Origin of the sequence: Candidatus Cyanaurora vandensis, assembly GCF_013285555.1 — a bacterium.
Lineage (GTDB): Bacteria > Cyanobacteriota > Cyanobacteriia > Gloeobacterales > Anthocerotibacteraceae > Cyanaurora > Cyanaurora vandensis.
Genome location: NZ_JAAXLT010000004.1, coordinates 14900 through 28619 on the forward strand (window position 1 = coordinate 14900; position 13720 = coordinate 28619).

Genomic DNA, 13720 nt, shown 5'->3' on the forward strand with positions numbered 1-13720 from the left:
ATGGCAGGGGTCAATTTTCCGTACAATGAACCTAGTCAACTCAGGTACGCTATGGTCGCAACGATCCAGTTTGTCGCCGGTATTAACGAAGAAGCCAGTGGGATCAAGATCCGGGGTTCGCGCAACAGCCCGCGTAAAACCGCCATTTTTTCCTTCCAACAACCCAAAGCGCGCAAGACAAACATCCGAATTGAACGGATGCGGTTGATGGATGACGAGGGCAGTTTTGATGTCACCGATGTCCGTGCCCAGTTCCTCAATGGCGAGTTTAGTGGGGTTGAATGTGTTTATGAAATGCTGACCCAGATGGAATTTGACCGTTTTATGCGTTTCATGGAACGGTATGCCCAGGAGACGGGTATGGAATTTGGTCAAAAATAAGTTGGTCCTCGGGGTATAAACGGGTGTGGACGAAAAGCGGATCACCGAGCTGATCAAACAACTGGTTGCCCCCGATGTGGAGCAGCGTCGTCTCTCAGCGGAACTCCTCGGTCGCTCCCGCCACTACCGTGCCCTGATTCCCTTACAAAATGCCCTGCTGGACCCCGATGGTCAGGTGCGCTACCGGGCGGCTAAAAGTCTGGTCTGGCACGCCGGGGTCAATAAGGGGATTAAACTGATGCGCCACCTAGACCCTGAGGTCCGACAAGGCGCGGTCTGGGCCGTGGATGAACTACGGCGGGCGGAGGAATCTCCAGACCTCATTCAAGCTCTCATCCAAGTCCTAGACGACCCCGATGGTGGGACGCGTGCTGCTGCGGTCTATGTGTTGGGCCACCTAGGGGGAGAACTCGCCCTAGAACCCCTCGTCCGTGCCCTGAATGACTCCCATCGGCTGACCAGCATGAATGCTTGTGATGCCCTGGGAAAACTGGGCGACTCCCGAGCGGTCCCGGCTTTAATCCAACTCCTCCCGGACCCCGAGTCGCCCCGCTATCTCATCGTCGAGGCCCTAGGCAAGTTGGGCGACCGGGCGGCTTTACCTTATTTACATCAATTGCTCTATGACCCGGATAGCTATGTCCAAGATGCCGTCGTCCGGGCTTTGATCCAGCTTGAGGGCATGACAACCGCCCTAGCTTTTCTCCAGGAGCCCACAGAGAATATCCGGACCACGGCGGTACTCTGGCTGATGCAACAATCTGAAGAAGCCCTGCAACCCCACGTGGTTGAGCTTTTAGGCTTATTGGAGTTAGCTCCGGCGGACCTGTGTTTACCCTTGATCCGCGTCCTCGCTCAGGTACGGGATGCCCGTGCGGTGCCCCAGTTAATTGTCCTACTGCGCCATCCCAATCAAGCGTGGCGGCTGGCGGCTCTCCAGGCTCTGCACCGCATCGGCAATCCCCAGGCGATTTTGCCGGTTCTCCTTGCCACCAAGGACAACGATGGACAGGTACGCGAAGTAGCCCGCCGCGTCCTCGAAGCTCTCGAAGACCGCCGGAGTAAGTGTTGAGGATTTATCAAGCGGGTACGGGGGCGGGTCGGACGATGCGACTGCGTGAGGTTTGGGCTAAGGCAGACGGGGAGCAGGTCCTAGTCTGGGTGGAGAATGCCCAGCAGGTCGCGTCGTGGTTGACTTGGCAGGCAGAGAGTTATCCAGGACGGACGCTCCACCTCGGTACTTTCCGGGCTTGGGCGCGGCGTTGGCTCCAGGAGTTTTGGCCCTGGCTTGCGCCCCACCGCGTCGGACTGCCGGAGGCGCAACCCCAGCTCCCCTCGGTTCTAGGGGCACAGTGGTGGCTGGGACAGGTCTTGGACCGGGACTTAGTGCAGGAATTTCTGGACCGGGGCTGGAGTCATGAACGTCTGGTTGCCCAACTGACGCGCTGGTCGGTCCAGCAAGCTGAGGGTCTACCGTTGGGGTTGACGGAGGAGCTAGCCCCCTTGGTCCAAGCCTGTCTGACGCGCTACCGGGAGCAGAGTTGGGCGCGGGGGATTTTTGATACGGGGCAACAGGTGCAGGTGGTCCGGGATTACTTACTCACGGACCCCGTCTGGGTTGCCCAGCTTGCCGCTCGTTATCCTCATTGGCTCTGTGATGACGTGGAGGAGTGGCCCCCGGCTTTTTGGGCAATTTTGACTACGTTTCGGGCGCAGGTGCGCTTAGATGTGGCCTTCAACCCCTACGAGATCCACCAGCAACCGCGTCAGGCGCACCATCGGGAGTTACTCGATACCCCGCCCGTGTGGAGTGTGGCCCCTAGCTCACCCGTACTGGCGCAAGCTCTGGCAAAACAGGATGGACTCACGGCCCATCGCGTCTGGGTGCCAGAACGGTCTCAACTCTGGGCAGCGGCGGTAGGGCGGATTCGGGAACTACCGGGCTGTGTCCTACTCATCCCCAGTGCGGACTCCTGTGTCCGTGCCCATTTACAACAGTGCCTCGGCGGACAGTTCCAGTGGTATTTCCCGGAACAGGATTTACCCACGCAACTCCCGGCGCAGTTGGTCTGGACGGCTTTGGCCTGGGTGGACCCAGCGCGGTGGGGGATGGCGACTACCTTTGATACGGCGCAACTGTTGGAATGCGGATTTGGACTCACGCCCGGTCAGGCACTCCGTTGGTCCCGTCAACTCCACCAACCCCTAATTTCCCTCACTGATGCACCCCCGGCCTGTCACCAACTCAGCCAGTGGCAAGCTCAGATGAGCGGTCAACCCTTGGAGCAGCAGTGGGCAGCGGTTTTTGATTTATTGACGGTAGCTACGAAAGACCGAGCACGGTTGAATTGTCTGCGGGGTTGGGGAGAGCAACTGTTGGCCCTTGGTGGTGCCGATAGTCTCCCTTGGTTACGAACGGTCGGGGTATTGCCGCGCTGGGAACTGCCCGTGGACCCCGACCGGGTGCTGGTGAGTAACCCCCGTCATTTCGTCAATGCTGGTCTAATCAGTGACCATCAGGTTTGGTTGGATGTCACTTCGGACCAGTGGCAAGTCCAGGCGGGCGGCGAGAGTGTCTTAGTGGACCATCTCCAGACCTGTTTACTGCGGAACCGGGGTAGTCTGACGCTGGTGGGCACGCCCCATGACAGTGAGGGCCAGCGTCAACAAGGACCCTTGACCTTACTCTTGAGCGCGGCAGAGCGTGAATAGTGAATAGTGGCATTGCCTAATGCTGTGCCCGTTTTGTTTTTTTATCCCACAAACGTCTGGAGTGCCTCTAGGCAACGCCAAACTTCTTAACCATCCTCCAGTATGCTCAGGCCTGCCAATTAGGCAAGCTGAACGACCAGTGCAGCGCGTGCTCCAATTAACCCCGACTAAAAAAATAGATCGCGAAGTATACTCCGCCAAGCCCCCGAGAACTGGAAATAACGCCCAGTTACACCTTCTTGAAAAACTACGCTCAGACGAGTTGCTAATTGTTCACGCAGGGCAGCACGGTTGGTGAAATGTTTGCGCTGGGCCTCAAAGCGCGTGAAGGTGGCTGTGAGGTCCAAGCCTGAGGGGACCGACCGGAGATGGGTCAAGACATCTATCGCCTGTTGTTCACGGCGGCGCAGCTCCTGGTAACGGGTTCGGTCAGTGGACGGGGCGGGGTTTGTTGCTTTGTGGACCCCGAGCTGCTGGTTGCGATGGAGCCGATAGTCAATCAATGGTTCTGAAAGGGCAATCCCATACCAACCAAGAGCCGAACTAATCAGCGCGATCCAAGCATCATGGACCCAATCGGCGGGGATTGGAAAAAGCCAGGGGGTGAGTTGCTTACGCAGGGCCATGGTCGCTCCGGTCACGATGTTGCCTTGAAAGAGGACCGCCAGTTGTTCAGTAGGGGTAAAGTGGCGAAACTTAGGCACGTTTGAACGCACATAGGACCAGAGGCTTTCGCCTATAGGTTGTGTATTGGCATCCACGAGATTGGCATCAGAAAAAACATAGCCCGCCCGGGGTTGGGCCCGCAAGGCCGCATCAAGGGTCGCAAGCTTATGGGGCTGCCAGCGGTCATCCTGGTCAGCTAGCGCAATCACCGTCCCCACACATCGTCCAATTGCCTGCTCAAAATTTTTTGTCGAACCGAGATTCTGGGGATTGCAATGGAGATGGACGGGGAAGGGGACCCCTTGGGCAAATTCGCGCAGGACAGCTACCGTCTGGTCTTGAGAAGCGTCGTCACAGATGACCATTTCATTAGGGAGTAGGGTCTGGTTGGCAATGCTCGCCAGTTGTTCAGGTAGATACCGCGCTCCGTTATACGTGCACATCGCCACTGAAAGCATCCCTGGACCTCTGCGAAATCCCATCTATATTACAACCCGAAGAAGTCCGGCCCTGAACCTTCGTAGGTGGGGTTGACCCGCAGGTTCATCTGGGGGCAGACGATTTCACAGGTCCGGCACTGGATACAGTTCTCTAGAGACATCCCATGGAGACGCAGGTCGTCTAGGACATCGACGCGGTGGACTTCCGCCGTACAGTCAGAGATGCAGGGGGTGACTTTGCCGAGTTGGTCGTAGGTACGGATACAGGTCTGGCAGGTTTGGGCACTGAACTCCTCAATGTGGCGGTTCCCCTCGTGGTAGCGGGTCCCTGCAAAAAACACCGCGTCTCCCCGGGCATACATGGTCTCGGTGAGGGCCTGGGGGTTAATTGTCGCGACGGTGGGTTGGTAGTCGGGTTTGACCCGTTAGTGACAGGGGATGTACTGGGCGGGGCGGGTGTTGTTGGTGAGCCCCAGAATTAAGGTGAGGGCCTTGGCAGTCTCGACGCCACGCTGGATCGGGGGGCAAGTCCGTAGCGCAGACTGCCGAACCAGGGATGCCCCTCGTCCCCACTCGCTATCACCGCTGGCAGGTATTCCCCTAAAAGACGTGCATTTTCGAGGAAAGCATAGCGGAAGTAGCGGCTGGTGTAGAGGGCACGACCGACGAAACTAGCCAAGACCTGTTGCTGGTAATGGTTCTCGACAATGCTGAAATCACACTTCTGGAACGCCTCATGGATTAACCCTGCCGGACCGTCCCCGTGTGAAGTTGGAATGTCTACGGCTCTTAGCAACCCTCAAGCTAGACCCGGCGCAGATGCAGTTCATCTCGGGGTTCGTAGACACTTACTTGCAACTCACTGGGTCAGAGGAACTTCAATTTACCGAGCAGTTGGGATAGAACAACTCTCACTAGCGCAACTAGAGACATTGGGTGAGGATCTTTTGGACTTTGTGGACCGGGCGGCTCTGCAACACTGGCTTACTCAAAATTAACGATTCTTCTGATATTTTTGTCAGCTATCTAGACTAAACCCGCACTCTCCCCTCCTCGTTGTGGGCGATGACGAGCATAGAATTGGGCTAGCGGGGTCTCTTCATACTTGCGCCGCGCATCTTCCTCATTAGCCTGGAGCTCACCCGAGAGTTCCTTTGATTCCATTGAAGTCTGGTGGAGTTGAGCGCGGAGGCGGGCACGAGTAGCATCATCTGGAATGTATGGTGTCGGTTGATCGCTCACGGTAGCCTCCATGTTATTTTGACTTCTTGGATACTCTGTTGCCACGCATCCACGCGGTTTTGACTATGAGTGTAGGCTTGCAGCAAGCGGCAAGAGCCTTCAGCCAAGCAAAGTGCCATGTTAAATATGTACTATCTTATTTTAAGAGAATTCAAAAGGAATTAAATCGAGTAGCTTATACCTAGCGTTACTTTCACCAGTAGAGGTAGTATTTTCCCAAATGACTTCTATTATCGCAGTATAAGAGCTACTTAAGGTCATAACTCTACCATTCTTTATTATCTCTTCTGAGATAGTCCCAGTGTAATCCTCTCCATCAAAACTATTAAACTCAAATCTTTTGTTCCTTTTGTTACCTCCAATCAAAATTCCCGATGTAGTTACTTGTTCTGGCATCTCCTCAACAATTTCGTCCAACACCTGAATTGCACTTTTGATGGTCATTGCTGGCAGCATAACCTTTAAACCACTTTCGTCAAAAGGGGAACCCCAATCAACTTCTATTGCTGTATCGGCTAAACTTACTGAACTTAGGAATTTTTTGTAGTTAGAAGCTGAGCGGGTTTTTAAAGATGTTGCTTTTTCTCGTAAGCCTTCAACACTCAGACTCTCGTTTACTAACTCTGCAAATTCTTTAAAGGTCTGTGTAGAAAGGGGGGGGCCGAAAAGTTCCCCCTGCATGATCTGTTGAGTCGTGCCCAACCTTATTCCAGAAGAACCTGGGAAAGTTGAGATAACTGATAGTCTAGTACTATCCATTACCATTTGCGGAATACGCCCACCTTTACTATTTAAGCCAATTTTCACCTGCCCAATTGAATAAAGAGTTGCTTGCAAGTAGCGTAAAGAACTACTAAGAATATGTAAATCTAGCTCAGTTTTGTTTAACTCATCTACAAACAAGCGGAGTGATATTACTTCACGCATTCCTGACCGAGCGAAGAATTTAGCCGACGCAAGTTTCATGATAATCTCTTCGGATGACAACCCATCTACGTTCTCAAGAACATTTAAAGTGTCCCACATCCTGATTAAGTAATCAGAGGATTCTGGATTTAATGGCAGCACAACCTCACTCTCATCATCGCCATGATTTTTAGTCCAAACCGACGCTTTGTTCCCGATGAGCCGACGTTTTTCCCACCCAGACTGAGCAAGATGCTGGGCAAAACCATCTAGGCTAATAGCCTTAATTATTTCAGCAGTATGAAGATTTACTTTCATAAACCCTCTCCTCTGGAGACTTTCTCTATTATAGAGCAAAGGTTGTCAACATTGAAAATATTACTTCTAGGGATTGAGATAGTAACTGATTCTCTATTATAGTTTGAAGGATATCCACTTAAGGAAAGCCAATATCCACAGCCCTTTAAAGATAGTTCCTCCTCGGAAAATAGTATCCACTTATCAATAGTTTTGGGTACTAGGACAACAACTAGAATTACAGGCGTTATACAGTCAGCACTAAGTCTTTTATAAGTAGATATTTTTACTGGATAGCTGAGCTTATCTATATTTAGGATAGAATTGTCAGCAGTACATTTAATTTGTATATCAAGCGAAGAGCGACGACCAGAGGTCTCTTTAACGAGAACGTCTACTCCATCCATATCCACTTGTCGAGGTGCTGCCTGAAACACGTAACCTGCTACCGCAACGACAGCATGAACATAAGCAAGGCTAAATTCTTCTTTGTGGAAGTTCAATTCCATGTAATACCCTTATCAGTCCACCTAAAGAAGACGGCTACACCTAATACCCAACGTGCACATTTATGACAATACTGTTTTTCCATGCTTTCCTTATTAATACTTCCGTTCCTGGGGGGTGAAGCGGGCGGGATCTAGGGCTTCTAGGCTCAGGTTTACCGGGCGGGTACTGGTTTGGACCTGTTGGTGGGAGTCCACGAAACCGAGGGAGTGGCGGAGGTATTGGCTATCGTTGCGGTCTTCATAGTCCTGGCGATAATGGGCACCCCGGCTCTCGCGGCGGGCACGGGCACTGGCAAGAATTACTTCACCCACCGTGAAAAGGCTCTGGAGTTCGAGGGCGGCGGTGAGTTCCATGTTGAAGATGCGGCCCCGGTCGTCGAGGCGTAGGTCGTTTTGGTAGCGGGATTTTAGGAATTGGACTTTTTCGAGACCGTCGCTGAGGATCTGTTCTTCCCGGTAAATCCCGCAGTGGTAGGTCATCAAGTTTTGTAGCTCGGTGCGTAACGGGTAGAGGCGGCTAGAGCCATCCTGATTGAGCAGCGCGGCAATTCTCGCTTCCGCTTGTTGTTGGTAGGGGCGCGGGTCAAGTTTCGGGAAAGCACGGCCCTGGACGTAGGCCCCAATCTGTTCACCCGCCCGTTTACCGAAAACCACGCATTCCAAAAGCGAGTTGGAGCCTAAACGGTTCGCCCCGTGGACGGAGACACAGGCGCACTCCCCGGCGGCAAAGAAACCGGGTACGGGGTTGCTCTGTTGGTCCAGGACCTGACAATCCACCGTCGTCGGAATCCCGCCCATGGAGTAGTGGACCGTCGGGCGCACGGGTAAGGGCGCGTCAATACAGTCAATCCCCAACAACCTCATACCCTCCTCACGGGCAAAGGGAATTTTGCTGATAATCTTCTCTGCTCCCAGGTGGCGCACATCCAAATGCACGAATTCACCGCCACCAATCCCACGTCCCGCCCGGATCTCTAGGGCGATATTGCGCGAGGTGATATCTCGGGGCGAGAGTTCCATCTTGTTATGGCTAATCGGGTAGTTTGCCATGAAACGTTCACCCTGGTCGTTGAGGAGATAGGCCCCCTCGCCGCGCACCGCTTCGGAGATGAGGACCCCGACTGGATAAAGCCCGGTGGGATGGAACTGGACAAACTCCATATCTTGTAACGGCAACCCCGCCTGCACTGCCAAACACAGCCCATCCCCGGTGGAGGCAAAATCATTAGAAGTCGTGTTGTAGACCCGCCCGTAGCCCCCGGTGGCAAAAAGGATAGCTTTAGCGCGTAAAACTTCAATCTGCCCGGTCTCCAGACAGAGGACGACCAAGCCTTTGACCTCCCCTTCTTCATAGATGAGTTGCAGGACGTACCATTCCAGATAAATCTTGGTCCCGTAGCGAAATAGGTTGTTTACTAATTCGTGAAGGATAGCGTGGCCCGTCTTGTCGGCGGCGTAACAGGTGCGGCGGTGGGTGTGTCCACCGAAAGCGCGTTGGGCAATTCGTCCATCGTCTAACCGCGAAAAAAGTACGCCGAGGTGTTCTAGGTCGATGATGACTTGGGGGGCAGACTGGGTGAGGACCTGCACGGCGTCTTGGTCGGCGAGGTAATCAGAGCCTTTGACCGTATCGAAGGCGTGGGTCAGCCAGTCGTCCTGGGAATCTACGTTCTGGAGCGAGGCCGCAATTCCGCCTTGGGCAGCAACAGAATGGGAGCGGATGGGATGGACCTTGGAGATGAGGGCGACATCCAGACCGGGATAATTTTGGGCGATGGCTAGGGCCGCACGGGACCCAGCGAGACCGCCACCCACCACAATTACATCGTGTTCAAACATGGTCCCATTGTGCCCCGCGCTCCTAAGTTGCGCTAGTTGTGCCTAGGGAAAATAGCTTACCCTTAACAATGTCTGTCCTACACCGTCATGAGTCACCGTCCGTCCTGGGATGAATATTTTCTTTCGTTAGCTAAACTCGCGGCGACCCGCTCCACCTGTCGGGCGGTGGCGGTGGGCGCGGTCATTGTCAAGGACCGTCAAGTGCTAGCCACGGGCTACAACGGTCCCCCGGCGGGTTTTGCCCATTGCACGGAGTTGGGGCACTGTTATGTCGGGGTCCCGCGCTGTGATAGTGATCAGGCTTTTACGTCGCGGGCGGCCCATGCGGAGATGAATGCGATTGCGATGGCGGCCCGTAAGGGGATTGCGGTGGAGGGAGCGACGATGTACACGACTTTGGAACCCTGTCTCTCCTGTACTAAGTTGATTCTGGCGGCGGGGTTGGTGCAGGTTTTTTATGAGGTGGGGCTGAGTTATGACCGGGCACGGGCAGCTTTTGTCGAAGAGCTTGCAATCCCGATTTTGCCTTTACAACTCTCCCCGGCAGCGACCCAGCGGGCGGTGGACTTGATTCAGTCGCCCACGTCCTATAAATTACCCCCGGACCCAGTGGGGTATGCGGGATGAAGACGTTACTGGCGTTGGATATTGATGGGGTGGTCCGGGATGTGGCGGGGTCCTATTTGCGGGCGTTGGCGGACACAGTCGAACATTACGCGGGTTTTCGGCCTAGTTTGGACCAGATTGACCGACTCAAAACTGAGGGGATTTGGAATAACGACTGGGAAGCAGCGCGGGAGTTGATTTACCGTCATTTTGAGGCGCAGGAGTTGACGCGCTCGAATGTCCCTCTTTCCTACCCGCAATTAGTGGCGTTTTTTCAGGAACGTTATCTGGGCGAGGACTTTGGGGGGTATATCCGGGCTGAGCCGCTTTTAATTGGTCGAGAATTTTTTGAACCCTGGGACCGGGCGGGCATTAATTGGGGTTTTGTGAGCGGGGCTTCACGGGCTTCGGCGGAGTTCGTTTTGGGACGGTTGGGGTTGGAGCGGCCCCCGTTAGTGGCGATGGGCGAGGCCCCGGAGAAACCGGACCCCGGTGGGTTATTGAAACTCGTGGCTCAGTATCCCGAGACGAGTCAGGTGGTCTATTGCGGGGATACAGCAGCGGATATCCTGACGGTGGTTCACGCGCAACAGGCCGACCCAACGCGGGTTTATCGCGCCGTGGGGGTTTTGCCGCCCCACAATCGTTCAACTGCGTACCAGGAACAATTGTTAGAACGGGGAGCGCATCGGGTTATCCGTGGACTAGCTGAACTGACGGTGGCGGACGTGAGGGGTCTATTTTGATGCTATCTTTGCTCTGACCCGACGGCTGACCCGATGTCTGAGTCCTGGGAACGTAAACTCCGCAACCTCCGGGTCGCCTTCCTTGGCGCACTTCCTAATACGCTACTTAAACCGGTGGCGAAGACGAGTGATGTTTTACACCGGGTGGAACGCTATGATTTCTCCATTTTGCTCAATCTCAACGATAAATCTATTAGCCGTCCGTTGTTATTAAAAGGGAGCTATGAGGACCATGTAACGGCGGTATTCGTGGACCATTTACACCCCGATGCTCGGGTTATTGATGTGGGCGCGAATATTGGTTATTACAGTCTACTGGCGGCGAGTTGTTGTCCTCAGGGTCAAGTTTATAGCTTCGAGCCAGACCGTAAGAATTATCAACTGTTGACGGCGAGTCTAGCTTACAATGGTTACACTCAGGTCCAAGCGCATAACCTAGCCGTCAGTGAGCATAATCAAACGTTGGTTATTTCGGACTTGGGCAATGCTGGGAACTCAGGATCTCGATTTACCTCAGATAACAAAGACCAACTCGCGCTCCATATCCACGGTCCTAATCCCTACTTCCAGGAGATTAAAGCGGTAAGTCTGGATAGTTTTTTGCCGGATGTGAAAGTGGATGTGGTGAAGATGGATATTGAGGGCCACGAGTTCCAGGCTTTGCGGGGGATGGTCCGCATCCTCAAAGAACAACGCCCCATTTTATTTCTAGAGTTCTCGCCAGCCGGTTTAAAACTAGTCGGCCGCGTGGAACCCATCGCAATGCTGCAATTTCTGGTCGGATTGGGTTACTCCATGGGCGCAATTGAAAGGGGCGGTCAGGTTCACGCACTCGGTCAAGATATCCCAGCCATCCTCAATTACACAACGGCGCAACAGGTCAACCATGTGGATTTATTACTGACCTAAGGGCTCCCAAAATTCCTCTATGCCTTTCGGATAGCGTGGCTGATGGCACTGACCTATTAGTTAATCATTAGGTCTCGCTTATTCGTGAAACAATTCATCTGTACACAGAAATTTCGATTCGATAATAGCGTGTATTTACCTCTAAATAGATCCGGTAAGCTGGGAGGCGAGGAATATTCCACAATCATTAGGCTATTATGCTTTTGTATGCCAGACCAAATCACTCTAGGGAGCACTTGTAAATGCATCACCAGTTGAGTAGCACAGGCTTGGCTCAGGGGACCTACGTCGTCCCGAAACCGTCCAATGGGCTTGGGAAGATTGCACTGGGGATTTGTCTGGGCTTGCTCCTCCCTAGCTGTACCGCGCAATTTGTACCAGTTGCCCACGCAGCGGATGAAACGGCGCGTCCTGCTTTCATCAACAAAGTCTGGCAAGTGAGTAAATCATCCAGTACCGCGCCGGGATTACTCTATGTCTTCTTGTCAGACGGCACGTTGGTTCTCGCATCGCCCAACAGCAAGCCCGCGTTAGGGAAGTGGAAGCACGCAGACGGTAGCTTGACCATCATCGAAGAGGGTATTTCCTACCCAGTAGATATCTTGAAGCTCAGTAAAGATGAACTCAAAATCAAGATCAAGGGTCCCGGTGAGCCGATCGAAAGTACATTGGTTCCAGCCGAAGAACCGCTCCCGTTACCCTCGGATAACGCCGGATTGTGAGGAAAACGCCATGATCCAAATTGTCCGCCCGTTGCTGGTCGCGGCCCTACTGTCAGCTATGACGGCTCACGCCCAGCAGCCCATCAACATCAACACTAATCAGGGTCCGGTAACGGGTCTTCAGACGACGACCCTACAAACATTCTTCGGCATTCCCTACGCTGCTCCCCCGACCGGGAGTCAGCGTTGGTCTGCCCCGCAACCCGTCACTCCCTGGACAGTCCCCCGCGATGCGACTGCGTTCGGGAATCAATGCACACAAGTCGTCTTGGGCCTCTTTGCCGTACCGGGCGAGACCAAGGGTGAGGTGCGAGGTGCTGAAGACTGTCTGTTCCTCAACGTCTACACGCCAACTGAAACCACGGGTCGGTTGCCCGTCATGGTCTGGATTCACGGTGGTGGCTTCACCGCTGGTGCGGGTAGTCTTTACGACGGTAGTGTCCTTGCCCGTAAGCACGGCGTCGTTGTCGTCACGCTCAACTACCGCCTCGGTCCCCTTGGATTCCTGGCACTAGCGGGCTTAAATAGCGGGGAAGGTAACTACGGCCTACTCGACCAGCAAGCTGCCCTGCGGTGGGTGCGTGAAAACATCGCGGCCTTCGGGGGCGACCCAGGGAATGTCACGGTCTTCGGGGAGTCCGCTGGTGGTCTGAGTATCTGTGCCCAACTTGCCTCGCCCCAAGCGACTGGACTATTTGACAAAGTAATTATTCAGAGCGGGCTTTGCATGAGTCCGGGCAATAATGTCAGTCTGACCGATGCCTCGCGTCGTAACCTTGCCTATGCCGCCCGACTCGGCTGTCGGAAAGCAGACTCCCTCTGCCTGCGCCGTGTGACCCCGCAGCAGGTAACCAGCACGGCGGTACCCGGCCTGCGCCCCCTCGGGAATCTGGTCTGGTCTCCCGTGTACGGTACCACCCTCTTGCCCCTCCCCCTCCAGGCGGCCTTCAGTAGCGGTAAATTCCACCGGGTCCCTGTCCTCCAGGGCACAAACCACGACGAGGGGCGGCTATTTGTTTCCCTGGCCTCATCTGCTGGCAAGCCATTACAGCCTCAACAGTACTGGGGCGGGACTAGTCTGCTGGTGGGCCTAGCCAAGAATCGACAGGTACTCGCCCAGTATCCCTATAAGACCTACGGCACCCCCGCCCTCGCCTTCGCAACCGTCTTCACTGACGCGATGTTCAGTTGTCCGGCCCTAAATGTCGGCACCGCCCTCGCCAAATATGTGCCGGTGTACGCCTTTGAGTTCAACGACCCGCAGGCGGTTACGAGCCTCAAGATACCCGCTGGTCTGTCCAGCCTGGGGTCTTTTCATTCGAGTAGTCTGGTCTATGCTTTCCAGACACCTCTGGTCGGCCTTGCGGACCCAGCCCAGTTCAACCCCGCGCAACGCAAGCTCTCTGATGCTTTCAGCCTCGCCTGGGTAACTTTCGCCAAGACCGGAGACCCGAACAGGCCAGGAGAACCGCGCTGGCGGACCTTCAACGCCGGAAGTAACATCCAGACCTTCACCCCGACCGGGATTGCGGAGAATACTCGCTTTGCTGAGGAACACAAATGCCGGTTCTGGTCGCAGCTCGGGCTCAAGTAACAGCAGAGGGTGATAAATCCTAGCCGCTGACCCTGACCTTGCCCCAAATTAGTGGACAGGGACCTTATGCTACCTGAGAGCAGGCAGCATAGTAATACCACTTCTCAGATTTAATACGCTAGATAAATTCATTTAGCCAATTGTGGGAAGC

At 54.3% G+C, this 13720-nt stretch carries 15 protein-coding genes and 1 pseudogene; 10 read left to right on the forward strand and 6 right to left on the reverse strand.

The window, feature by feature from the left end; all coding sequences use genetic code 11:
• Positions 1-51 precede the first annotated feature (51 nt).
• The 3 genes from psb28 to HFM78_RS00230 are packed head-to-tail and all read left to right on the forward strand — an operon-like array spanning position 52 to position 3093.
• A complete protein-coding gene (gene psb28 / locus HFM78_RS00220) occupies positions 52-381 on the forward strand; it encodes a photosystem II reaction center protein Psb28 (RefSeq protein WP_287127401.1) in 330 nt (109 codons plus the stop codon).
• Between the two features lie 25 nt (positions 382-406).
• Positions 407-1453: a HEAT repeat domain-containing protein gene (locus HFM78_RS00225; RefSeq protein WP_287127402.1), complete on the forward strand. Its 1047-nt coding sequence runs from the start codon at positions 407-409 to the stop codon at positions 1451-1453.
• Positions 1447-3093, forward strand: a complete 1647-nt coding sequence (locus HFM78_RS00230; protein ID WP_287127403.1) for a hypothetical protein — start codon at positions 1447-1449, stop codon at positions 3091-3093. Before HFM78_RS00225 ends, HFM78_RS00230 begins: the two co-directional genes overlap by 7 nt.
• 167 nt (positions 3094-3260) lie before the next feature.
• Here HFM78_RS00230 and HFM78_RS00235 read toward each other — a convergent pair whose 3' ends face one another.
• A complete protein-coding gene (locus HFM78_RS00235; RefSeq protein WP_315861909.1) occupies positions 3261-4241 on the reverse strand; it encodes a glycosyltransferase family 2 protein in 981 nt (326 codons plus the stop codon).
• Between the two features lie 5 nt (positions 4242-4246).
• Complete coding sequence (locus HFM78_RS00240; RefSeq protein WP_287127405.1) at positions 4247-4561, reverse strand: 4Fe-4S dicluster domain-containing protein; 315 nt, start codon at positions 4559-4561, stop codon at positions 4247-4249.
• 391 nt (positions 4562-4952) lie between these two features.
• On the opposite strand from HFM78_RS00240, the pseudogene HFM78_RS00245 reads away from it, so the two are divergent.
• Positions 4953-5099: pseudogene (locus tag HFM78_RS00245) on the forward strand (flagellar assembly protein H); the annotation flags it as partial.
• 32 nt (positions 5100-5131) lie between these two features.
• Positions 5132-5197 carry a hypothetical protein gene (locus HFM78_RS16030; protein ID WP_396032868.1) on the forward strand — a complete coding sequence of 22 codons (66 nt, stop codon included), beginning with the start codon at positions 5132-5134 and terminating at the stop codon, positions 5195-5197.
• A gap of 28 nt (positions 5198-5225) precedes the next feature.
• Here the strand turns inward: HFM78_RS16030 and HFM78_RS00250 are convergent, their stop codons facing one another.
• The 4 genes from HFM78_RS00250 to HFM78_RS00265 all read right to left on the reverse strand — a co-directional run bounded on the left by HFM78_RS00250 (position 5226) and on the right by HFM78_RS00265 (position 8992).
• Complete coding sequence (locus HFM78_RS00250; RefSeq protein ID WP_287127407.1) at positions 5226-5441, reverse strand: hypothetical protein; 216 nt, start codon at positions 5439-5441, stop codon at positions 5226-5228.
• A 141-nt stretch (positions 5442-5582) separates the two neighbouring features.
• Positions 5583-6665, reverse strand: coding sequence for a hypothetical protein (locus HFM78_RS00255; protein ID WP_287127408.1), 1083 nt, complete (start codon positions 6663-6665; stop codon positions 5583-5585).
• Positions 6662-7153 (reverse strand): DUF4365 domain-containing protein, encoded by a 492-nt coding sequence (locus HFM78_RS00260; protein ID WP_287127409.1) that lies wholly within the window; start codon positions 7151-7153, stop codon positions 6662-6664. Before HFM78_RS00260 ends, HFM78_RS00255 begins: the two co-directional genes overlap by 4 nt.
• Before the next feature lie 93 nt (positions 7154-7246).
• The gene (locus HFM78_RS00265; protein ID WP_287127410.1) at positions 7247-8992 is read right to left on the reverse strand and encodes a succinate dehydrogenase/fumarate reductase flavoprotein subunit; all 1746 of its coding nucleotides are present in this window, start codon (positions 8990-8992) and stop codon (positions 7247-7249) included.
• A gap of 87 nt (positions 8993-9079) precedes the next feature.
• On the opposite strand from HFM78_RS00265, the gene HFM78_RS00270 reads away from it, so the two are divergent.
• From HFM78_RS00270 to HFM78_RS00290, 5 genes are all read left to right on the forward strand, one after another.
• Entirely contained in the window at positions 9080-9619 is a 540-nt protein-coding gene (locus HFM78_RS00270; protein WP_287127411.1) for a dCMP deaminase family protein, read from the forward strand.
• A complete protein-coding gene (locus HFM78_RS00275) occupies positions 9616-10344 on the forward strand; it encodes a TIGR01548 family HAD-type hydrolase (protein ID WP_287127412.1) in 729 nt (242 codons plus the stop codon). Before HFM78_RS00270 ends, HFM78_RS00275 begins: the two co-directional genes overlap by 4 nt.
• 33 nt (positions 10345-10377) lie before the next feature.
• Positions 10378-11253: an FkbM family methyltransferase gene (locus HFM78_RS00280; RefSeq protein WP_287127413.1), complete on the forward strand. Its 876-nt coding sequence runs from the start codon at positions 10378-10380 to the stop codon at positions 11251-11253.
• A 242-nt stretch (positions 11254-11495) separates the two neighbouring features.
• On the forward strand, positions 11496-11975 hold the full coding sequence (locus HFM78_RS00285; RefSeq protein WP_287127414.1) for a hypothetical protein: 480 nt from the start codon (positions 11496-11498) through the stop codon (positions 11973-11975).
• Positions 11976-11985: 10 nt separating this feature from the next.
• Positions 11986-13569 (forward strand): carboxylesterase/lipase family protein, encoded by a 1584-nt coding sequence (locus tag HFM78_RS00290; protein ID WP_287127415.1) that lies wholly within the window; start codon positions 11986-11988, stop codon positions 13567-13569.
• The last annotated feature ends 151 nt before the right edge of the window (positions 13570-13720 follow it).